At 73.0% G+C, this 20,941-nt stretch carries 13 protein-coding genes; 3 read left to right on the top strand and 10 right to left on the bottom strand.

Annotation, left to right across the window (positions count from 1 at the left end; translation table 11 throughout):
• Positions 1-4 precede the first annotated feature (4 nt).
• The 7 genes from asnB to ACIP84_RS03240 all read right to left on the bottom strand — a co-directional run bounded on the left by asnB (position 5) and on the right by ACIP84_RS03240 (position 12,168).
• Entirely contained in the window at positions 5-1,939 is a 1,935-nt protein-coding gene (gene asnB, locus ACIP84_RS03270; RefSeq protein ID WP_401793895.1) for an asparagine synthase (glutamine-hydrolyzing), read from the bottom strand.
• A gap of 3 nt (positions 1,940-1,942) precedes the next feature.
• Positions 1,943-3,499, bottom strand: coding sequence for a Wzz/FepE/Etk N-terminal domain-containing protein (locus ACIP84_RS03265; RefSeq protein WP_401793892.1), 1,557 nt, complete (start codon positions 3,497-3,499; stop codon positions 1,943-1,945).
• Complete coding sequence (locus tag ACIP84_RS03260; RefSeq protein WP_401793889.1) at positions 3,496-4,893, bottom strand: polysaccharide biosynthesis protein; 1,398 nt, start codon at positions 4,891-4,893, stop codon at positions 3,496-3,498. Before ACIP84_RS03260 ends, ACIP84_RS03265 begins: the two co-directional genes overlap by 4 nt.
• A complete protein-coding gene (locus ACIP84_RS03255; RefSeq protein ID WP_355962977.1) occupies positions 4,890-6,143 on the bottom strand; it encodes a glycosyltransferase family 4 protein in 1,254 nt (417 codons plus the stop codon). The genes ACIP84_RS03260 and ACIP84_RS03255 overlap by 4 nt, the downstream gene beginning before the upstream one ends.
• A 1-nt stretch (position 6,144) precedes the next feature.
• The gene (locus tag ACIP84_RS03250) at positions 6,145-7,461 is read right to left on the bottom strand and encodes a nucleotide sugar dehydrogenase (RefSeq protein WP_401793887.1); all 1,317 of its coding nucleotides are present in this window, start codon (positions 7,459-7,461) and stop codon (positions 6,145-6,147) included.
• Between the two features lie 73 nt (positions 7,462-7,534).
• A complete protein-coding gene (locus ACIP84_RS03245; RefSeq protein WP_355962981.1) occupies positions 7,535-9,013 on the bottom strand; it encodes a sugar transferase in 1,479 nt (492 codons plus the stop codon).
• Between the two features lie 713 nt (positions 9,014-9,726).
• Complete coding sequence (locus ACIP84_RS03240; protein WP_401793883.1) at positions 9,727-12,168, bottom strand: polysaccharide lyase 8 family protein; 2,442 nt, start codon at positions 12,166-12,168, stop codon at positions 9,727-9,729.
• A 210-nt stretch (positions 12,169-12,378) separates the two neighbouring features.
• Here ACIP84_RS03240 and ACIP84_RS03235 point away from each other — a divergent pair, with 210 nt between their 5' ends.
• Entirely contained in the window at positions 12,379-13,446 is a 1,068-nt protein-coding gene (locus ACIP84_RS03235) for a substrate-binding domain-containing protein (protein ID WP_401793880.1), read from the top strand.
• Between the two features lie 178 nt (positions 13,447-13,624).
• Here ACIP84_RS03235 and ACIP84_RS03230 read toward each other — a convergent pair whose 3' ends face one another.
• The 3 genes from ACIP84_RS03230 to ACIP84_RS03220 form a co-directional block, all read right to left on the bottom strand.
• Positions 13,625-15,718 carry a SpoIIE family protein phosphatase gene (locus tag ACIP84_RS03230; RefSeq protein ID WP_401793877.1) on the bottom strand — a complete coding sequence of 698 codons (2,094 nt, stop codon included), beginning with the start codon at positions 15,716-15,718 and terminating at the stop codon, positions 13,625-13,627.
• Positions 15,719-15,889: 171 nt separating this feature from the next.
• Entirely contained in the window at positions 15,890-17,467 is a 1,578-nt protein-coding gene (locus ACIP84_RS03225; protein ID WP_401793874.1) for a glycerol-3-phosphate dehydrogenase/oxidase, read from the bottom strand.
• Complete coding sequence (locus tag ACIP84_RS03220) at positions 17,464-18,063, bottom strand: TetR/AcrR family transcriptional regulator (RefSeq protein ID WP_401793871.1); 600 nt, start codon at positions 18,061-18,063, stop codon at positions 17,464-17,466. Before ACIP84_RS03220 ends, ACIP84_RS03225 begins: the two co-directional genes overlap by 4 nt.
• A gap of 75 nt (positions 18,064-18,138) precedes the next feature.
• On the opposite strand from ACIP84_RS03220, the gene ACIP84_RS03215 reads away from it, so the two are divergent.
• Both ACIP84_RS03215 and ACIP84_RS03210 read left to right on the top strand, forming a co-directional pair.
• Positions 18,139-19,734: an FAD-binding oxidoreductase gene (locus ACIP84_RS03215; protein ID WP_401793868.1), complete on the top strand. Its 1,596-nt coding sequence runs from the start codon at positions 18,139-18,141 to the stop codon at positions 19,732-19,734.
• A gap of 31 nt (positions 19,735-19,765) precedes the next feature.
• Entirely contained in the window at positions 19,766-20,647 is an 882-nt protein-coding gene (locus tag ACIP84_RS03210; protein ID WP_355962995.1) for a YegS/Rv2252/BmrU family lipid kinase, read from the top strand.
• The last annotated feature ends 294 nt before the right edge of the window (positions 20,648-20,941 follow it).

Here is a 20,941-nt window from a genome sequence, read left to right as displayed (position 1 = left end):
GTTTCTAAGCCTTCTCGTGCGTATCCCGGCCGGACCCGGAGGTCGCGCCGCGATACCAGTACTCGAGGGTCAGCACATGCCAGAGATGCTTGGAGAAGTCCCGCTGCCCGGCCGCGTCCTCGGCGACCATGCGCGCCAGCGCGTCGCGGCGCAGGAAGCCGTTCCGCACGAGCACGCCGTCGTTCACCACCTCGCGCACCAGCGGTGCCAGGTCCCGGCTCATCCAGGCGCGCAGCGGAGCGCTGAACAGGCCCTTGGGCCGGTACACGATCTCCCGGGGCAGGATCGAGGTGGCGGCCTCCTTGAGGACGGCCTTGCCCTGCCGTCCGACGATCTTGCGGTCTCCGGGTACGGCGAACGCCGCCCTGACCACCTCGACGTCCACGTACGGCACCCGGACCTCGGTCGACGCCGCCATGCTCGACCGGTCCGTGTACGCCAGGTTCAGGCCCGGCAGGAACATCCGTGCGTCGCCCAGGCACATGCGGTTCACGAAGTCGTCGAGCTCGTTGTCCTCGTAGACGTCCGCGTGCTCGGTCAGCACGTCCCCGACCGTCCCGGCCAGGTCCGGATTGACCAGGGCGAGCAGCTCGCCCTGGTCGTACATGGTGTAGCTGCGCCGGAACGCGGTCTCCTCCGGCAGGTCGGCGAAGGAGAGGAACCGCTTCGCGAAGCGCACCGACCGGTAGCCCCGGCGGGCCGTGGCGACCGGCAGCCGGTCCACCGCCGCGGACACGCCGCGCCGCAGAGGGCCCGGGACGCGCTGGTAGCGCAGCGCGATCAGGTTGGCCAGGTGCTTGCGGTAGCCGGCGAACAGCTCGTCGGCGCCCATCCCCGAGAGCATCACCTTGACCCCGGCCTCCCGGGCGGCCGAGCAGATGAGGAAGGTGTTGATCGCGGCGGGGTCGCCGATCGGCTCGTCCAGGTGGTACGTCATCCTCGGCAGTAGATCGAGCACGTCCGGAGCGATCTCGATCTCGTGCAGGTCGACGCCGAACCGCTCGGCCACCTGACGCGCATAGCGCAGGTCGTCCGGCATCGCCTCGAACCTGGCGTCCTCCGCGCGGAACCCGATCGTGTAGGCGGAGATCCCGGGCCGGTCCCGGGCCGCGAGCGCGGTCAGATAGCTGGAGTCGAGACCACCGGACAGGAACGTCGCCACGGGGACGTCGGAGAGCAGATGGCGCCGGGTCGACTCCTCGACGATCGCGGCCAGGTCCGGCAGCTCGCCGCCGCGGGCGCGCTCGCGGCCCTCGGCGGCGACGTCCTTCAGGTTCCAGTACCGGCCGCGGTCCACCCGGCCGTCGGGCCGGACCCGCAGCCAGCTGCCCGGCGGCAGCTTCTCCGCCTCGCGGAACGCGCACCGCGAGTCAGGCACCCAGTAGTACAGCAGCGAGGCCACCAGCGCCGCGTCGTCCACTTCGAGGGATCCGCCGGTGGCGGCCGCAAGGGCCTTCAGCTCGGAGGCGAACACCAGGCCCTCTCCGCGCCGGAGCAGGAAGAGCGGCTTGACGCCGAGCTGGTCGCGGGCGAGCACCAGCTCCCCGGTGCGCTCGTCGAAGACGCCGAACGCGAACATGCCGCGCAGCCGGGGCAGGCAGTCCGTGCCCCAGCGCCGCCACGCCTCCAGAAGCACCTCCGTGTCGGAGGTACCGCGGAAGCGCACCCCGCCGGCCGCGAGCTCGGCCCGCAGCTCGGGCGCGTTGTACAGCTCGCCGTTGTACGTCAGGACGAGGCCGTCCGAGACCATCGGCTGGGCGCCGGTCTCCGACAGGTCGATGATCGCCAGCCGGCGGTGCCCGAGGTGCACCTCGCCGTCACCGGCGCGATGGCTGTACCGGCCCGCCCCGTCCGGGCCGCGGTGGGCGAGGGTGTCGGTGAGCCGGTCGGTCACGACCTTCCCGTCCGGCCACCGGTACGTGCCTGCGATGCCACACATGTCCTACCGCTCCCCCTGGTCGTCGCTGTCCGCAACCCGTGCCGCCCACATCGGCAGCCGCTCCGCCCGTCGCCGGCCGTCACCCACCGCCTGAACGGCGTGCGAGGCGCCCCCACCGTTGCGCCGGGCCGGCCGTTCGCCCTCGCCGCGTGGCGCGGCGTACGGCCCGTCCCACAGCGTGCCGTCGGTCCGGTCGGCCGGATCGGGGTCGATCAGCACCACACCGATCACTTCGATGCGCTGGTCCGCGAGGTGCCGCGCCACGGTGTGCAGCCATGCGGCACTCCCGTGTCCGGCGCGTACGACGAGGACCGTCCGGGCGCCGAGGTGCTGGAGGTCGGTCCACGCCGTGCCGGGTGCCACCGAGCCGACGCCCAGCCGGCGCTGCTGGTGCGGGACCGACGCGGCCCCCTCGGCGCTGACCACGGTGGGGTCTCCCGGCTTCGGGCGGCGGTGGGTGAGCGGCAGACCCGGCAGGCCGTCGACGACGGCCACCGGCCCGTCCGCCGCGAGTGCGCCGGCGAGGTCAAGGGCGATCCCGGTGGTGGCGCGTGCGGAGCCCAGTTCAAGGAGGGACACCGGTCCCGCGGAGCCGCGCACGGTGCGCGCAAGGGACGCGGTGAGTCTCGTCCGGGCCGCCTGGACCCGTCGGCGCTGCCACAACCGGGGGGATCTGCGGGGGAGTTCGGCGATGACGGACGCGCCGAGGTTCGCCGCGATCTCGCGGCGCAGCACGGGGCGGTCCGCCACCACCGCGCCGACCGCGGCCACCGCCAGCCCGAGGGCGAGTCCCAGGGCGAGCCCGATGGCCGCGTTGGTTGCGGCGGTCCTGGGCAGGGAGTGGCGCACCGCGCGCGGGGCGTCCACGATCTGCGTGCCGGAGACGAGCCGGGGCGTGCCGATCCGGGCCTCCGCGGCGCGTCGGCCGAAGTCGGATATCTGCGAGGTGAGTTCGGCCCGGCGGGCGAAGAGCGACTCCATGTCGGCCGACACCTTCGGACCGCTCTCCGACGATCCCTCCCCGATGGCCTTGTCGACCTGGGCGAGGTCGGCCCGCAGCCGGTCGCGCTGGTCGAGCAGGGCCTTGGACTCCGCGTTCGCCGTCTCCCTTATCCGCCGGACATGGTCGGCGACGAACGCGTCGGCGAGCGCCTGGGCGCGCGCGACGGCCTCCGCGTCGCTGGCACCCGCCACGTCGATCCGCAGCAGGTTGTTGGTCAGGCCGACACCCTCGTAGTCCTTCATGAACTCCTCGGGCTTCTCGCGCGAGCCGAGGGACCGCAGTGCCCGGTCGGCGATCCGGGTGGTCTGCAGCAGCGCCGCGTCGGTCCGGATCAGGGTTCCGGGGTCGTTCGGCTGGTCCTCCTGATGGGCGACCAGGAGTTTGGTCGTCGCGGTCGGCGGCGGCGGCAGCAGTACGGCCATCGCCACGCCGAGGAGCAGTCCGACGAGGGTCAGGGAGCCCCAGAGACGGCGTCGCCTGCGGACCGCCACCACCAGGACCTGGAGGTCGAGCAGGGGAGCGGTGGCCGACGCGTCCGGCGTCGTACGGGTCGTCACTTCACACCCCCGGTCGCGTCGGCACCCACGGCGGGCACGGGCGTGCCGGCACGGCGAGACCGGCCGGAGGAGCGCGCCGGACGGGTCCAGACCGTGCCGGCGAGGACGGTGCCGACGACCTCGTGCCCGGCGTCGGCACACGCCTCGGCGATCCCGGCGAGTTCCCCCGCGGCCCAGCTGCCCGCGCTGACCGCGATCACGGCGCCCGACTCGCCCGCACGGTCGGGCACCATCGGCCGGGACACCGGGACCTCCACGACGTGCAGCACGAGGAGTCCACTGCCCGAGGAGTCCGTGGAGGAGTCGTTCCCGGCCTCGGCGGCGAGCTGCACGGCGGCCCGCCGGGCGGTCTCGTCGCCCTCGGGGACGACGACGAGCAGCCGCCGGGGGGCCGGCAGCCGGTCCCGGAGGCGGGCGCACACCCGCCGGTAGCGGATCAGCCTGCTCTCGTCGTCGCCGGAGGCCCCCGGGGACGGTACGTCCCAGCGGACGTCGACGCCGAGCAGCCGGCGGAACAGCGCCCGGGGGCCGCCGCCCCTCGACCGGTCCGCGGCCCGCTCACCCGGTACGTCGACGGCGCCGAGCAGCGTCGTGCCCAGGGCCGCGGTGATGTCCGCCGCGGTGCGCGGCCGGCGGCCCACCCGCGCGGCGGCGAGATGGCCGATGACCGCGAACAGGACGAACAGCAGCGCACCGCAGACGACGAGCTGCGTCCTCGTCGGCGGCGCCTCGCCGGCCGGCCGGGTCGCCGGGCCCATGACGACCATGTCGGGCCGGTCGGTCTCCGGGTCGGCCTTGTCCAGCTTGTCCACGGCCTCCTGGAGCGCGGTGCGCAGTTTCGCGAGCTCGGTACGGGTCTGCACGCTCTCCACGCTCTGCCCCGGACCGGCCTCGTCGGCCAGTTCGTCGATGCGGCGGGTGGTCTTCACGACCAACTGCCGCAGGGCCTCGGGCTGCGCCGCCTTCTCGGGGTCGGTGTTGTCGCCCGTGATCTGCGCGGCGAAGGTCACGAACTCCTCGGCGACCGTGTCGGAGAGGCGCTGTGCGCGCTCCGGGGTGTCGGCCGTGCCCGAGATCTTGATGATGTTCCCGTCGGCGGCCTTGGCGGTCACCCGGTCCCGCAGCTCGATGCCGTCGACACCGGCCCAGCCGAGCGCGGCGGCCGCGCGGTCGACCACCACCGAACTGGTCGCGATCTCCGCCTGGGTCAGCAGCTCGCGCTCCTCCCACGCCCCGGGCAGCAGCACCGACGCCGACGTCGTGTAGCGCGGCGGGATCAGCAGGGAGGTGCCGTAGCCGACGAGCGCCCCCACCACGGCCAGGATGGTGAGGAGCCGCCCACGCCGACGGAAGATCCGTCCGATCGTGACCAGACGTATGGTGTCATCGCTCAACGGCGCGGCCTTCTCCCCGTCCGGACCGGGCCGTTCTCCGACACGGGGGTGTGATCACGGCAGGCGGCGGCGTAGGCGGCCAGCAGCGACTGCTGCGAGTGCCGCCAGGCGAGCTGCCCGCCGATGCGTTCCTGGCCGATCTTGCCCATCCGGGCGCGCTCCTCCGGATCGTCGAGGAGCTGGGCGACGAGCCCGGCGAACGCGCCCTCGTCGTTGGCGGGCGCGTACACGGCGGCGTCACCGGCGGAGACCCGCGCCTCCCGGAGGTCGAACGAGACGATCGGCCGGCCCATGACCATGTACTCGAGGACCTTGTTCATGGTCGACACGTCGTTGAGCGGGTTGCGCGGATCGGGTGAGAGGCACACGTCCGCGGTGGACAGGTAGCGCACCAGGTCGGCGTCCGGGATCCGGCCGGTGAACTGCACCTGCTCCGAGAGCCCCAGCTGCCGGGACAGCTCGACCATCGCGTCGAAGGCGTCGCCGGCGCCGACGAACACCGCGTGCCAGTCGGTCCGGCCGAGCTCGTCGCGCAGCTTCGCGAGCGCCCGCAGGGCGTAGTCGACGCCGTCCTGCGGTCCCATGACACCCAGGTAGCACAGCAGATACGGCTTGCCGCGCTTCAGTTCCGGCTCGGCCGGCACCGGGTGGAACCGGTCGATGTCGGGCGCGCTGCGCACCACGAAGACGTCCTCGGGCCGCCGGCCGCCGCGGCGCAGCGCGACGTCCCGGTAGCTCTCGTTCGTGGCGAGCACGACGTCCGCGGCCCGGTAGGTCATCCGTTCCAGCGCACACACGGCGCGGTAGAGCAGGTCCTCGCCGCGGTCGAACCGCGAGAGGTACAGCTCGGGCACCAGGTCGTGCTGGTCGAAGACGAACCGCGCCCCGCGTCGCTTCAGCCACCGGGCCGGCAGGAACAGCAGGTCCGGCGGATTGCAGGCGTGGACCACGTCGACCGGGCCGACCTCGCGCGCCAGCCGCAGCGTGTGCCACAACGCCGTCCCGTACTCCCGCAGATAGCCGGCCGGACCGCCGGTGGCGGCACGCAGGGGGTAGCGGTGGATCCGCACCCCGTCGATCACCGCCTCCGGCTCCGTGTCCCGCTTCTCGCCGCGGGGGCAGATGACGTGCACCTCCCAGCCCGCGTCGCGCAGGGTCGTGCACTCCTGCCACACCCGCCGGTCGAACGGCACCGACAGGTTCTCCACCAGGACGAGCGCGCGCCGAGCCGGCCCGTCGCCCCCGGTCATGTCACCAAGCAAGGCCCACGTACCCCGGTTCGGCCCGGCGCGCGTCGGCGTCGGGAAGGTGGATGAGATCGACGATCACCGGGCCGTCGCCATGGGGCAGCGCCGACAGGACGGCCGGATCCCCGGTCCCGACCAGGCACACCTCGGCATGGTCGAGCACCTCGTCGACGGAGTCCGCGAGCAGCTGCGCGAGGTGCGGCAGCCGGGTCTCGATGTACTCGCGGTTCGCGCCGAGCAGCCGGGAGAGGTTCACGTTGGGGTCGTAGATCCGCAGGTCGTACCCCTTGCCGAAGAGCCGCTCCGCCAGCTCGACGAGCGGGCTCTCGCGGAGGTCGTCGGTGCCGGGTTTGAAGGAGAGGCCGAACATGCCCACCCGGCGTTTGCCGGTGCGCTCGACCAGCTCCACCGCGCGCTGCAGATGGTCGGCGTTGGAGGGCAGCACATGGGCGAGGATCGGCACCGAGACGTCGTGCCGCCGCGCCGCGTGGACCAGGCTGCGCAGGTCCTTGGGCAGGCAGGAGCCACCGAAGGCGAAGCCGGGCCGCAGGTAGGCGGGGCTGATGTTCAGCTTGCGGTCGGCCAGGAACACGTCCATCACCTGGTGCGAGTCCACCCCGAGTGCCTGGCACACGGCGCCCAGTTCGTTGGCGAAGCCGATCTTGAGGCCGTGGAACGCGTTGTCCGCGTACTTGATCGCCTCGGCCGTCGGGACCGGCACCCGGAACACCTCGCCGGGCAGGCCGTCGTACAGCGCCGCCACGACGTCGCCGCTCGCCGGGTCGAGCTCGCCGATGACGGTCTTGGGCGGGTCGAAGAAGTCCCGCACGCTCGTGCCCTCGCGCAGGAACTCCGGGTTGACCGCGACCCCGAAGTCCACCCCCGCCGTGCCGCCGGCGAACTTCTCCAGGATCGGCACGAGCAGGTTCAGGCACGTGCCCGGCAGCATGGTGCTGCGGAACACGACGGTCTGCCGCCCGCCCCGCTCGGCCACCGCGGCACCGATCTCCTCGGTGACCCGCTCCAGGTACGTGGTGCACAGACTGCCGTTGGGCTCCGACGGCGTGCCCACACAGATCAGCGACACATCGCTGTTCGTGATCGCCTCGTGGACGTCCCGGGTGGCGCGTAACGTACCGGCCCGCACGACGTCGGCGATGAGCTCGCCGATCCGCTCCTCGACCACCGGGGCCTTGCCGTCGTTGACCAGGTCGACCTTCACCTGGTTCACGTCCACTCCGATGACCTCGTGACCGAGGCTGGCCAGGCACGCGGCCGACACGCAGCCCACGTAGCCGAGCCCGAAAACGCTGACTCTCATGCCCTGTTCCTCCCCCTGGGCAGGCCCTTGCGGCCTGCCGTCCCCGAGCCGATCGGACGACGCCCCCCGCGCATCAGTAGGCCCCCTTGCCATGGATCACCGCACGCAGCGTCTTCCACAAGATCACCGTGTCCAGGGCCAGCGACCAGTCCTCCACGTACCGGAGATCCAGCCGGACCGCCTCCTCCCACGACAGGTCGCTGCGTCCGCTGATCTGCCACAGGCCGGTGAGCCCGGGCTTCACGAGGAGCCGCCGCCGGATGTCCGGGCCGTACGCGGCGGACTCCTCCGGCAGCGGGGGCCGCGGGCCGACCAGCGACATGGATCCGGTGAGCACGTTGAACAGCTGCGGCAGTTCGTCGAGCGAGTACCGGCGCAGCACCGTTCCCACCCGGGTCACCCGCGGGTCGCGGCGGAGCTTGAACAGCAGTCCCGCGCCCTCGTTGCGGTGGGCCAGCTCGGCGCGTGCCGCGTCGGCCCCGACGACCATGGTGCGGAACTTGAGAATGGTGAACTCGCGGCCGTCCTTGCCGACCCTGCGCTGGCGGTAGACCGCTCCACCCCGGCTGTCCACCAGGACGAGCAGCGCGACCAGCAGCATCAGCGGCGCGAACAGCAGCAGCAGGGCCGCCGCGCCCAGCCGGTCGACGACCTCCTTGACCGCCCGGCGGCCGCCGGTGAAGGTCGGCATGCTGACCCGCAGCAGCGGGATGCCGAGCACCGCGTCGACGTGCAGCCGCGGACCGGCCACCTCCATGAGCACCGGGGCCACGACCATCTCGGCATCGCTGCCCTCCAGGTTCCAGGCCAGCCGCTGCAGCCGGTCCGGTGACCAGTGCGGATCGGGTGTGACCGCGACGACCCGGTAGCCGTTGCGGCGTACATGACCCGCGACGTCGGCCAGTTCACCGACGACCGGCACGCCGTCGACCTGGTCGACGTCGAGCCCGGAACCGTCCGCCGTGCACACCGCCTCCACGCGCCAGCCGAGGTGCGGGAACTTGCGGGTCCTGCTGATCAGGTCGCGGACCGTGGCCGGGCTCCCGGCGGCGAGCACCGGGCGCAGACACCGTCCTTCCTTCCTCTGTTTGTGCAGCCAGAGGCGGAGCAGATAGCGCTCGGTCATGGTGACGAGCGCGATCACCGGTATCGCGACGAAGATCCAGAGTTTGATGTTGCGCGAGGTCAGGGCGATCCCGACCAGGGCCAGCACGACGGCCGCCGTGCACAGCGAGCGTCCGAGCCGGCGGAACTCCTCGGCGCCCTGGCCGAGTACGGCCGGAGACCAGGACCGGCTCACCGCGAGTGCCGCGAGCACGAGCAGTTCGGTGGCGAAGGCCAGGATCCTCCACTTCTCGTGCCAGTTGGCCGCGTCCCGCACCCCGAAGAAGCCACCGATCGCGGCCACCACGAAGGCGGTGGTCACGGTGTCGCTGGTGATCACGGCCCGGCGGTACCGCTGCTCCCAGTCGATCGTGGTCCTGCTGATCGACCCGTTGTCCAGGCGCCCGGGCGCCGATGGAAATGGACTGACTAACTCACCCTGCTGCACAGACCCCCCCAGGGCGTCAGTGGGCTCGACGTGTTGGCTCCACACGGTTCCTCCCCCCGGGAGGCACCCCCGCCCCCCGCGCCGCTCCTCCCCTCGGGAGGCCCCCGCCTCCCGCGCCGCGCTGTTCCTCGCATCAGGGTGGGTCCCCGCCCACCCCGCGCATGACGTACCGGTGTTGCAGCGTTACGTGAACACGCTCGTCTCAGGGGACCGGGGACGGCGTGGAAGGCCGTCCCCGACGCTGGATCGAAAGATCATGATTTGTCGCCTGGTGTCCGAGCTGTGAAGCATGGTCAATCTAGAGCATCGGGGCCCGCCTGGAGAGGGGATGTATGCAATTTGTGCTGAACCTTTGAAGGTCGATTCACCCAGGGGTGACGCCCCGGGAGTGTGTTGACGACGGAGGCATGCCGTGTGACCTGTGACGACGCGATCACAGCGGGCTGTCGGCACCGCCGATTCCGAGCCGATTCCGAGGTTCCCGCCGGGTCATGCTTGGCTTGTTCTTTAGCCTGCGTGCGCCTGAGTGCCCCTGCGCTCCCCTCCGTCGAGCCGTACGCCCTCCCCTCGCACGTTTCAGTCGACGTCGGCCCGTGACGTGCCCGTCTTCGGGCCGTCGCGGTCGGCAGCCACCGGCGCCGGCCGCGCGGCACCCCGCGATCGGCAGGGGAGTGGGGAGGCACGGCCCGGGGTGCGCGCCTCCGGCCTCGGTGTCAGCCGAGGCGGACGGTGACCTTCTGGGATGCGCCGGCCTGACCGCTGAGGTCGCCGAAGGAGAGCTTCAGCGAGGAGCCGGTCGTGGTGGCGGTGACCGTGGCGGGCGTGGAGAGCACCCTGGTCACCCGGCGGTTCCACACGATGTCCAGCGAGGTCGCCTGCCGCGCGGGGTCCGAGACGACGAGGGTCGCCGTGCCGTTGCGGTGCTCCCGTACGAGCACGGAGGCGGGGGCGCTCGCCCGGAGCCTCTCGACGGTGCCCGCGCTCCAGAAGTTCACCGCCGTGAGGCCCAGCTTCGGCACGCGAACGCCCTGCTGCGTAACGGAGTTGGCGAGGATGCGCAGCCAGCCCCGGTCGTGGGCGCGGCGCGCGGTGGTCCTGGCGCTCGCTCCCGGCAGCAGGACGTAGGCGTACGCGCCGCCGGCCGGGTCGACGCCGTGGTCGGTGAAGAGGGTCAGATAGCGGCGGGTGACCGGGTCGGGGGAGCCGCCCGTGTTGATGTCCCGCCAGGAGCCGGTGCGCTCCTCGCGCACCGCGCCGAGGGTGGTGCCGCCGGGGAAGACGTAGCCCGCCTGCCCGGCGATGTGGGCCCAGCCGGCATCGCCGAAGGTGGCCTTCCAGCCCTGGGTCGGGGGCTGAGGCCGGCCGTCCACCGTGAGGACCGGGGCGCCGGTGGCGCCGAGGGCGCGGTTGTCGAAGGTCGTCTCGACGGCGTGTCCGTCCGTGGCGGTGATGCCGGCGCCGAGGCAGACGACGGAGTCGTCGAGGCAGAACCAGGACTTCCTGGCGTCCAGGGTGCTGGACAGGCCCTTGAGGTGCTGGCCGATGGCGGCGTACTCGCCGTCGGTCGTGCCGCCCACCCAGGCCGCGTCCGGCATGGGCTGCCCCCAGTTGCCGCCCTCGCCGTCGGCGAGCGGCTTGCGCGAGGCGGTGATGCCGGGCAGGCGGTACGGGTCGACGGTGGGCCAGTACGCGTCCGAGTACTGTTCGAGACCGAAGTCGTCGCCCCACCAGGAGAGCCATCCGGCGCCGGTGTGGTAGCCGCGGGCGTGCTCGCCGTTGCCGAACTCGTAGTGGGCGATGCGGTTCGAGGCCATCGAGAAGGAGGCCGCCCAGTCGCGGCGCCGGTGCGTGGCCCGGGCCATGTTGGGGAACAGGCGGTGCTCGACGGGCTCGGGGGCGGCCTTCACGGAGGCGTCGTCCTGCAGGGACTGCAGCAGCGATGCCCTGATCAGGCTGAGGCCGGGGTTCTTGAGCGCCGGGTAGTAGTAGTCGCGCTGCAGCCAGCCCTTGACCATCGCCCGCCAGCGGGCGTTCTCCTCGGGGCTCGCCCCCTGGCCGACCAGCAGGATGGTCGCCATCAGGCCGTGGGCGCGCTGGTGTTCGCTGGTACCGACGCGGCTGATGCCCCGGCTGCTGACGTTGTCCATGATCAGGCCGTTGTAGATGAAGGGCGCGACCGCCTTCTCGATCGTGTCGAGGAAGAGCTGGGTGTCCGGGCCCGTCACCTCCCAGCTCGATCCGCGCAGCAGGGCGAGCAGCCGGCCCACGCCGTCGTGCAGTACCGCGCCGTAGCCGCCGATGTAGGGGACGTTGCGGTGCTGTACGAACGATCCGTCGTCGTAGAAGCCGTCGCCCGAGGTGACGTAGGGGAAGACCGGGGCCAGTGCCTGGGACGCCAGTGTGATCTTGGCCGGGTCCTTGCCGACGATGCCGCGCAGGACGACGCCGCGGCACAGGTCGACCCGGTTGGCACCGGTGCTGGTCCCGGTGTACGAGGCGAAGACCGAATCCGGCACGAACGCGTCCACGGCCCGGCAGTAGGCGGCGATCTGCGCCGCCGACAGGTGGTCGTACATCAGCACGCAGGTGTCCATCAGCGCCTGAGGGGCGCCGATCTGCCAGTTGTACCAGTTGCCGTACCGCGTCGTGTGTTCGTTGTAGACCTCGGAACAGAGGTGGTCGAGGCCGGTGAGGACGGCGTCCCGGAGGCCGGTGTCCCCGGTCAGTCCGGTGCCCGGCTGGGAGTACGCCTCGGCCATGGTCCGCAGCCGGTTGTAGCTGTCGTTCATGGTCGCCGAGAAGGCGTAGGACTCGGCGTCGAGGTCGGGCTCCGGATCGGCCCAGGAGCGGCCGGGCCAGAGCGACCCGCTCGCCGGGGCCATGGTCGCCAGGTAGCCGGACGCGGTCGTGCCGAGGGTGCTGAGGATGGTCCGGAACGGTTCCGCCGTCGGGCTGAAGCCCGTCCCGAGGATGAGGTCGCGCCACTTGGCGCGCAGCGTGTCGAACTCCGCGTCGGACGTGGTGGCGAACGTCCCGGCGCTCGCGGGGAGTTCGGAGGCGCCGGACGGGTGGGTGAGGGTCCCGCCGAGTCCGAGGGCGAGCGCGCCCCCGCCGGCGGCGTGGAGGAAGGTGCGGCGAGGCCAGGGAGATGGCATGGGAGACGACCTTTACGGGAGGAGCGCGTCGTTGCCTCGGCGCTGTCGCTGGCTCGTAAGCGTGGGGTTTCTAACACGAAGAAAGCCAAGAGGGCAACGGTTTGAACAGGAACCGCCACGGGTTGTCTATTCGACAAGAAACAGACAGGATCGATCGCAAGGTGGCTACACTGCTCCTGAACTGGGCCGTCGTTCGAGGGGAGCGGGGAAGTGCACGCGGAACACAGGCATCAGGCGATCCTGCGCAGGCTGCGTGAAGAGGGCTCCCTCCGGGTCAGCGACTTCGCCGCCGAACTGGGCGTCTCCCCGGTCACCATCCGCCGCGACGTGGAGATCCTCGCCGACCGCGGCCTGGCCGCCCGGGTGCACGGCGGGGCCATGCTGCCCGAGACCTGGGCGGAGACCGCGCCCGCCGACGCGGAACCCGCCGCACCGGCCCGCGCCGGCCGGGAGCGCGTCCTCGGCCTGATCGTGCCGTCCGCCGACTACTACTACCCCGAGGTCATCAAGGGTGCCCGCGAGGCCGCCGCCGCCCGGAACGCCCGGCTGGTGCTCGACATCTCGGGGTACGACGCGGACGAGGAACGCGCACAGGTCGAAAGGATGATCGGCGACGGCGTCGACGGACTCCTCGTCGTCCCGAGCGGGCCGCGCGGCTGGTACGAGCACCTGCCCGTCCCCGTCGTGATCGTGGAACGCCGCCCCGAGTCGGACGAGACGGCGGGCATCGACCACGTCCTGTCCGACCACGTCCACGGCGCGCGCCTGGCCGTGCGTCACCTCGCGGAGGCCGGCCGCACGCGCCTGGCGCTGCTCGTGCGCGGTACGAGCCCGACAGCCCAGTGGATCATCGAGGGCTTCGAGGCGGGCGTCCGCGCGGCCGGCCTCGAATCCCCCCTTCCGGCGTCCGTCCTGGACACCGGTGACGCGGGACCCGGGAGCCCGGAGTACGACGACCCGGTCGAGGAACTCCTGGACGCCGTGGCGGCCGGCCGTGTCGACGCGGTCATCGCCCATCCCGACAACCACGCGCTCGCGCTGCTGAGGAGGCTGCGCGCGCGATCCGTCCAGATCCCCGGCGACGTCGCGATCGTGGCGTACGACGACGAGGTGGCGGGACTCGCCGACGTCCCGCTCAGTGCCATCGCCCCGGCGAAGCACGAAGTCGGCGCGTCCGCCGTGGAGTTGCTGGTGCGCAGGATCGAGCAGCCGGACGCTCCCCGGCACCGGCTCTTCGTCCTCCCGAGACTGCGGGTGCGCTCGTCCAGCGGCGGCTGAGCGGAGCCGGCCGCGCCGGGGGCGGACGCAACCGAGCCGGCCGCGCCTGAGAGTCGGCCGCGCCTGAGAGTCGGCCGCGCCGGAGTCGGCCGCGCCTGAGAGTCGGCCGCGCCGGAGTCGGCCGCGCCTGAGAGTCGGCCGCACCGGAGCCGGCCGCGCGCCGGGGGCTTCGTGCCGTTCAGGCCGAGACGTCCCCGGCGCCTTCACGCTGGATCCGGGCGAGCACGATCACGGCGTCGTCCGTGGGTGCCTCGGGCAGCAGACGTGCCAGGACCCCGTCGGCCGTCTCCTCCAACGTGCCCGTCGCGCCTTCGAGTCGTGCTCGCAGGGCGGCCATTCCCGCATCGATGTCGACGCCGCGCGCCTCGACGAGACCGTCCGTGTACAACGCGAGGGTGTCGCCGTCGTGGAGCTCGATCTCGGTCGTACGGAAGGGCACGCCGCCGACGCCCAGCGGCACCCCCAGCACCTCGTCGACCGCCTCGACCGCGCCGCTCGCCCGGCGCAGCAGCGGCGGCAGATGACCCGCGTTCGCGACGCGTGCCAGGCCCGTTGTCGGGTCGTAGCGGATGTAGAGGCAGGTCGCGTACGCGATGCCCGCGTCCTGGGCGCAGGCGTCGAGCTCCTCCAGGAGGCTGTCGGGTTCCAGGTTCTGGCGGGCCAGCGCCTTGGCGGTGATGCGCAGCCTTCCCATCGCCGCCGCCGCGGGCACGCCGTGCCCCATCACGTCGCCGACCACCAGGGCCACCCGGCCGCCGGGCAGGTCGATCACGTCGTACCAGTCGCCGCCGACCTCGGTGGCCTGGCTGCCCGGCAGGTAGCGGTGGGCGACGCGCACGGCCGGGCTGCTCGCCAGGGCGGTGGGCAGCAGCGCGCGCTGGAGGGTGAGCGCGATGTCCTGGACCCGGCTGTAGAGCCGCGCGTTGTCCAGGCACAACGCGGCCCGTGAGGCGAGCTCGCCCGCCAGGCTGAGGTCCTCCTCGGTGAAGTCAGGACGGCCGCCGGAGCGGCCGAACATGGTGATGCCCTGCACCGTGCCCCGCGCGATCAGCGGAGCGATGAGCAGCGACGTCAGACCGCTGTCGATCAGGAGCCGGGCGCGGGCCTGGTGGATGACCGTGCGGGTCATGAAGTCGGCGTTCACGGGGACGCAGACGGGACGGCCCGTCGTGAGGGCCTGGTGGATGCTGGAACCGGGCGGATAGGTCACGTGCTCCAGGCCGCCGACCAGTTCGGGGGCGGGCGGCGGCAGGCAGGTGTCGGCGGCGATCCGGCGGGTGAGCAGCACCGCGTCCGGATCGAACACCTCGCGTTCGTCCTTCCACTCCACGACCTCCACCACGGAGGCGTCGCAGAACTCGGGAACGACCGTCTCGACGAACTCGCGGGCCGTGACGTTCACGTCGAGTGTGGTGCCGATCCGGGCCGCGGCCCGGTCGAGCAGCGCAAGCCGCTGCCTGCCGGCGGCCGCCTCCACGAGGGCCTGTTCACGGTCGGTGACGTCCACGAGGAGACCGCCCACGCCCGCCCGTGAGCCGACGGCCCGGCTGAGCGGGAAGAAGCTCACGGAGCGTACCTGTTCCCGGTCGGGACGGCCCGGCGTGCGCAGCACGACCAGCGTGCTCACGACGGGCTGTCCCCCGTCGGCGACGGCCCGGAGCATGCGCTGGTACTCACCCCCGTCGGACGTGATCATGAACTCGGCCATGGTCCGGCCGATGTGGTCCTCGATGGGGGTCCCGTCCATGTCGGCCAGGGCCTGGTTGAGGTGGACGTACCGCAGGTCCTCGTCGAGCATCACGAGGCCGATCGGGCAGGTCGCGAACAGCGCGTCGAGAAACGCCAGGTTGGTCTTCACCCGGTCGAGCCCGGCGCTCTCGCTCGCCAGACCCAGGATGACGGAGCGACCGCCCGCGCCGGTCACCGGGAAGACGCGGAACCCGCAGTCGAAGACCCTGCCGTCGCGGTGCAGCGTCGGTACCCGTGCCCGCCAGTAGCCCAACGTACGGCCGCGCTCGGCGAGGAGCTCCGCCGCACCGGCCCCGTCGAGGGGAGCGGCGGGAAAGAGGACGGCGGCCGGCCGGGACAGCACGTCCGCGGCTCCGTGGCCGAAGAGCCGCTGCGCTCCGGGGCCCCAGTAGCAGATCCGGCCGTCCTCGTCGATGCCGAGCACGGCCACGGCCACCTGCTCGAGCAGCGTCCCGGGCTCCGACCAGAGAGGCCCGGGAGCCGGTTCGTCTCCCGGCCGACCCCCCGGTCGAGGCGAGGACACGCGGCCCCCTTTCCTGGCACGGACGGACGGCGGGCGTGCTGCCCACCTGCGGAGCGGGACTCTCCCGTCAATTCTGCCCGCGCTCGCCGGATCGGACATCACGGAGACCCTCGCGCCGGCCGGGTGCCGCCGTGCTCCGCCGCGCCGTCCTCACGCCACCGTCACCGCACGTCACCGCACCTGGGCCGACTGTGCCAGGGCGCCCCGGGCCGCTTCCTCGGCCGCGGCGCGGTCCTCCGGGACCAGGCCGATGCGGGTGCGGCGGTCGAGGAGGTCGGAGGTGTCGAGGGCGCCTTCGTGGCGGACGGCCCAGACCAGCTCGGCGCCCGTGACCGGGTGGCCGGGGACGACGGGACGGGCGAGGGCGGGGTCTTCGAGGCCGAGCGCGTGCACGGCGGGTGCCTCGGAGCCGTAGCGGTGCACGAGCCTGGCCGGGACGTCGAGCCCGGCGAGGACCCGCGGCCGGGCGGCGCCGACCAGGGGGACGGACGCGGTACGGCACGGCCCGGCGGTCAGGTCGCCGGCGGTCACGACGGCGTCGACGGCGTCCTGGGCCATGCGGCGGTACGTGGTCAGCTTGCCGCCGACGACGGTGACGACGCCGGAGGGGGAGGTGAGCACGGCGTGCCTGCGTGAGATGTCGGCGGTGCGGCCCGCCGCGTCCCGGGTGTCGAGCAGGGGCCGCAGGCCGGCGAAGGCCCCGACCACGTCGGCACGGTGGACGGTGACGTCGAGGGCGGAGCCGAGGACGTCGAGCAGGAAGCCGATGTCGGTCTCGGGGACCTCGGGCACGTCGGGGATGTCCCCGTCTACGGGTTCGTCGGTGAGGCCGACGTACACGCGTCCGTCGCCCTGGGGCAGGACCAGGACGAAGCGGTTCGTCTCGCCGGGGATCGGGATGTGCAGGCCCGCGGAGAGCCGGCCGAGGTCCTCGGAGCGCAGGACGAGGTGGGTGCCGCGCGAAGGCCGCAGGCGTACGTCCTCGACGAGGCCGCCCGCCCAGACGCCGGCCGCGTTGATGACCGTCCGTGCGCGGATCCGCAGCTCCTGGCCGGTGGTCTCGTCGCGGACCAGCGCACCGTCGCGGTGGAGCTCGAGGGCCCGGGTGCGGGTGAGGACGCGGGCGCCGTACGCCGCCGCCGTGCGGGCGATCGCGGTGACCAGGCGGGCGTCGTCGGAGAGCCGGCCGTCCCAGGAGAGCAGCCCGCCGCGCAGCCCCGTGGGGCGGAGGGCCGGGGCGAGGTGCCGGGTCTCGACGGCGGAGAGTGTACGCGGCTGGGGCAGCGTGCTCCGCGAGGTGCGGGCGCCGACGCGCAGCAGGTCGCCCGCGAGGAACCCGGCGCGGGCGAGGGCGGCCTGGCCGCGGCTGACGAGCGGGGTGAGGGGAAGCACGAAGGGCTGCGCGCGGACGAGGTGGGGGGCGGTGCGCTCCATGAGGATGCCGCGCTCGACCGCGCTCTCGTGGGCCACGTCGAGCTGTCCGGACGCGAGGTAGCGCAGTCCGCCGTGGATCAGCTTGGAGCTCCAGCGGGACGTGCCGAAGGCGAGGTCGTGGGCGTCGATCGCGGCGACGGTGAGCCCGCGGGTGGCCGCGTCGAGCGCGGCTCCGGCGCCGGTGGCACCCAGCCCGACGACCAGGACGTCGACCACGCTGTCGGCACCGCCGTCGGCGAGCCGGTCCAGTTCGCGCCGGCGCCGCCGGGCGTCGAGGGAGGAGCCGGGCAGGGCGGGGCTGCTCGTGGGGTTCATGGGGCGATGGTCCTCTCCAGCAGGGTGCGCAGCTCGTCGAGGAAGGCGGCTTCGCTCAGTTCGGGATCGGTCTCGTCGGTCATGGTGCGCAGCGAGAGCGTGAAGGACTGGACGACCAGCAGCAGGGACCGGGCCTGCAGGTCCGCCCGGACGCGGCGTACGGAGCCGTCCTCGTGGCCGTCCTCGAGCGCCGTGTGGAGGAGCCCGAGCAGGGCGTCCTGGCTGGCGCCCCTGCGGTCGAGGATGTAGGGGAGCAGCAGCTCGGGGTCGACGTCGATGATCTTGTGGAAGAGGGGGTGGGCCCGGAACGCCGCCGCTCCCGCGACGAGCCCCTCGACGATCCGCTCGCGCTCGGGCCGGTCCTCGTCGGAGGCGGGCATGGCCCCGGCGGCGACGGCGATCCACTCACGGGTCATCAGGTCGCCCACCAGGCTGCGGACATCGGGCCAGCGCCGGTAGATCGTCATCCGGGACACGCCCGCGCGCCGGGCGATGTCGGTGAGGGTGGTCCGCCGTACCCCGACGGCGAGCACGCAGTCGCGTGCGGCGTCGAGCACGGGATCTGCGTCTTCATGGTTGTGACGAATGGGCGTCATCTGTCACAGTGTAATGCCAGCGTCGGCCGAGTGTCAGCGCCATCCGTGAAACAGACCGTGAGGAACCCTTTCGAAGTGGACATGTTGTGGAGCGGTTGGGGCGACCCGGCCAAGGCGGCACCCCTGCCCGACTCGGTCACCGGCCTGCTGCGTGACCTGCTCGGCGTCACCCCTCGCGAGAGCGGCCCCGCCGGCCTCGCCGACATCGAACCGCCCGTCCCGGCGCTGCCCGATGAGGCCCGCGCCGCCCTCCTCGGGGCCGTCGGCGCGCCCGACTCCCTGCGGGAGGACGCCGAGAGCCGCATCCGGCACACCCGCGGGAAGTCGACCCCCGACCTGCTGCGCATCCGCGCCGGCGAGGTCGACGACATCCCCGCCGCCGTCGTGCTGCCGGGCGACCACGACGAGGTCCTCGCCGTGCTGCGGGCCTGCGCCGAACACGGCGTCGCCGCCGTGCCGTTCGGCGGCGGCACCTCCGTCGTCGGCGGCCTCGCGCCCACCACGAAGCGGCCGTTCGTCGCACTCGACCTGCGGCGGCTCGACCGGCTGCTCGCCGTCGACGAGGTGTCCCGGACCGCGACGCTCCAGCCCGGACTGCGCGGCCCGCAGGCCGAGGCGCTGCTCAACGAGCGGGGCTGGACCCTCGGACACTTCCCGCAGTCCTTCGAATGGGCGACCGTCGGCGGCTTCGCCGCGGCCCGCTCCAGCGGCCAGGCGTCGGCCGGATACGGCCGCTTCGACGAGATGGTCCTCGGCCTGACGGTCGCGACCCCCGAAGGCACCCTGGAGACCGGCCGGGCCCCGCGCTCGGCCGCCGGCCCCGACCTGCGCCAGCTGGTCCTCGGCTCCGAGGGAGCCCTCGGAGTGATCACGGCGGTGACCGTGCGCATCCGCCCGCTCCCGGCGAAGCGGATCTACGAGGGCTGGCGCTTCGCCTCCTTCGAGGCCGGCACGGCGGCACTGCGCCGACTCGCCCAGGACGGCCCGCGGCCCACGGTGCTGCGACTGTCGGACGAGTCGGAGACCTTCATCGGTCTCGCGCAGCCGGACGCCATCGGCAGCGCCGAACTGCCTGAGAACCCGGGCTGCATGGCCATCGTCGGCTACGAGGGCACCGAGGAGGAGACGATGGCCCGCCGCGCCGTCACCCGCGAGGTCCTCCTCGCCTGCGACGGTGAGCTCATCGGCGAGGAGCCCGGCGACAAGTGGGAGCACGGCCGGTACAACGCGCCCTACCTGCGGGACGCGCTGCTCGACGCCGGCGCCTTCGCCGAGACGCTGGAGACCGCGGCCTTCTGGTCCGCGATCCCGGGCCTGTACACGGCCGTGCGGGACGCGCTGACGAGCACGCTCACCGAGGCCGGCACGCCGCCACTCGTCATGTGCCACATCTCGCACACGTACGAGAACGGCGCCTCCCTGTACTTCACCGTCGTCTCCGCCCAGGGGGAGGACGCCGTCGCGCACTGGGAACCCGTGAAGCGGGCGGCCAACGACGCGATCCTCGCCGCGGGCGGCACCATCAGCCACCACCACGGCGTCGGCACCGACCACCGCGACTGGTACGCCCGGGAGATCGGCCCCCTCGGCATCCGCGTGCTGCAGGCCGTCAAGGCCGAGGTCGACCCCTCCGGTGTGCTCAGCCCCGGAGTCCTCATCCCCGTCCGCTGAACCCTACTTCTGCCGCCCGGAGGCCAGATCCATGCGACAGTTCACCGCCGTCGTCAACCCCACCGCAGGGGGTTCCAGCGGCACGGCGGGTCTGCTCCCGCTGGCCCGTCTGCTGCGGGAGGCGGGTGCCAGGCTCGACACCGTCTACAGCCGCAGCCTGGAGCACGCCCGAGAACTCGCCCAGGACGCCGGGGCGCGGGGGCACGTCGTGCTCGCCGTCGGCGGTGACGGCATGGCAGGCTGCGTCGGAGGCGCGCTCAGCGGTACGGACACGGTCTTCGGCCTCGTCCCGGCCGGGCGCGGCAACGACTTCGCCCGTGCCCTGGGCCTGCCCACGGACGCTCCACGGCTCGTCGAGATACTGCTCCACGGCGAGCCGCGGGCCGTCGACACGATCGAGGTGGAGTCCGCCGTGCACGCGCGGACCTGCGTTCTCGGCAGTGTGTACGCGGGCGTCGACGCGGTGGCCAACCGCCACGCCAACGCCTCCCGGGTGCTGCGCGGCGCCGCCTCGTACTACGCCGGGGGTCTGCGGGCGGTCCTCGCCTGGAAGCCCGCCGCGTACCGCGTCACCATCGACGGGGTGCGGCACGGGCGCACCGGCTACACCGTGGTCGTGGCGAACTCGGGCTTCTACGGGTTCGGCAGGAAGGTCGCACCCGGCGCGCGGATCGACGACGGGCTGCTCGACGTCGTGGTCATCAAGCAGGCGCCCAAGCGCCTCTTCTTCGCCATGATGAACGAGCTGAAGACGGGCGTGCACGTGAACCGGCCCGAGGTCGAGATCCTGCGCGGCAAGGAGGTCCGCCTCGAAGCGGACCGCCCTCTCCCGTACGGCGCGGACGGCGAGGTCGACGCGGTCCTGCCGGTGACCCTCAGGGTGCGGCCGGCCGCGCTGAACGTCCTGGCCTGACGGGACGCCCACCGGGCCATCGGGCCCGGTGGGCGCCCGCCGGGCCATCGGTCCCGGTCCTCACGCCGGACGAGCGCGGGCCCTGCGAGGAGGTCCCGCCACCTCGCCGGGCGCCCGCGGTCCGCGCCCACTGCGCCGTGGTGTCGGTCGGCTCCTCGTCGGAGGCGACGATCGACACCTCCAGCTTGCGCAGCAGTCGTGCGCCTCGCCCGGTTCGGCGACGAGGAACACTCCGGAGTCCGCGGACGCGAAAACCGCGGATCGCGTTCTCCGCCTCGGGAACCATTCCCGGGG

Origin of the sequence: Streptomyces sp. NPDC088707 (genome assembly GCF_044752725.1) — a bacterium.
In the GTDB taxonomy this organism is placed as follows: Bacteria; Actinomycetota; Actinomycetes; order Streptomycetales; family Streptomycetaceae; genus Streptomyces.
This window is presented reverse-complemented; position numbering and strand designations above follow the sequence as displayed.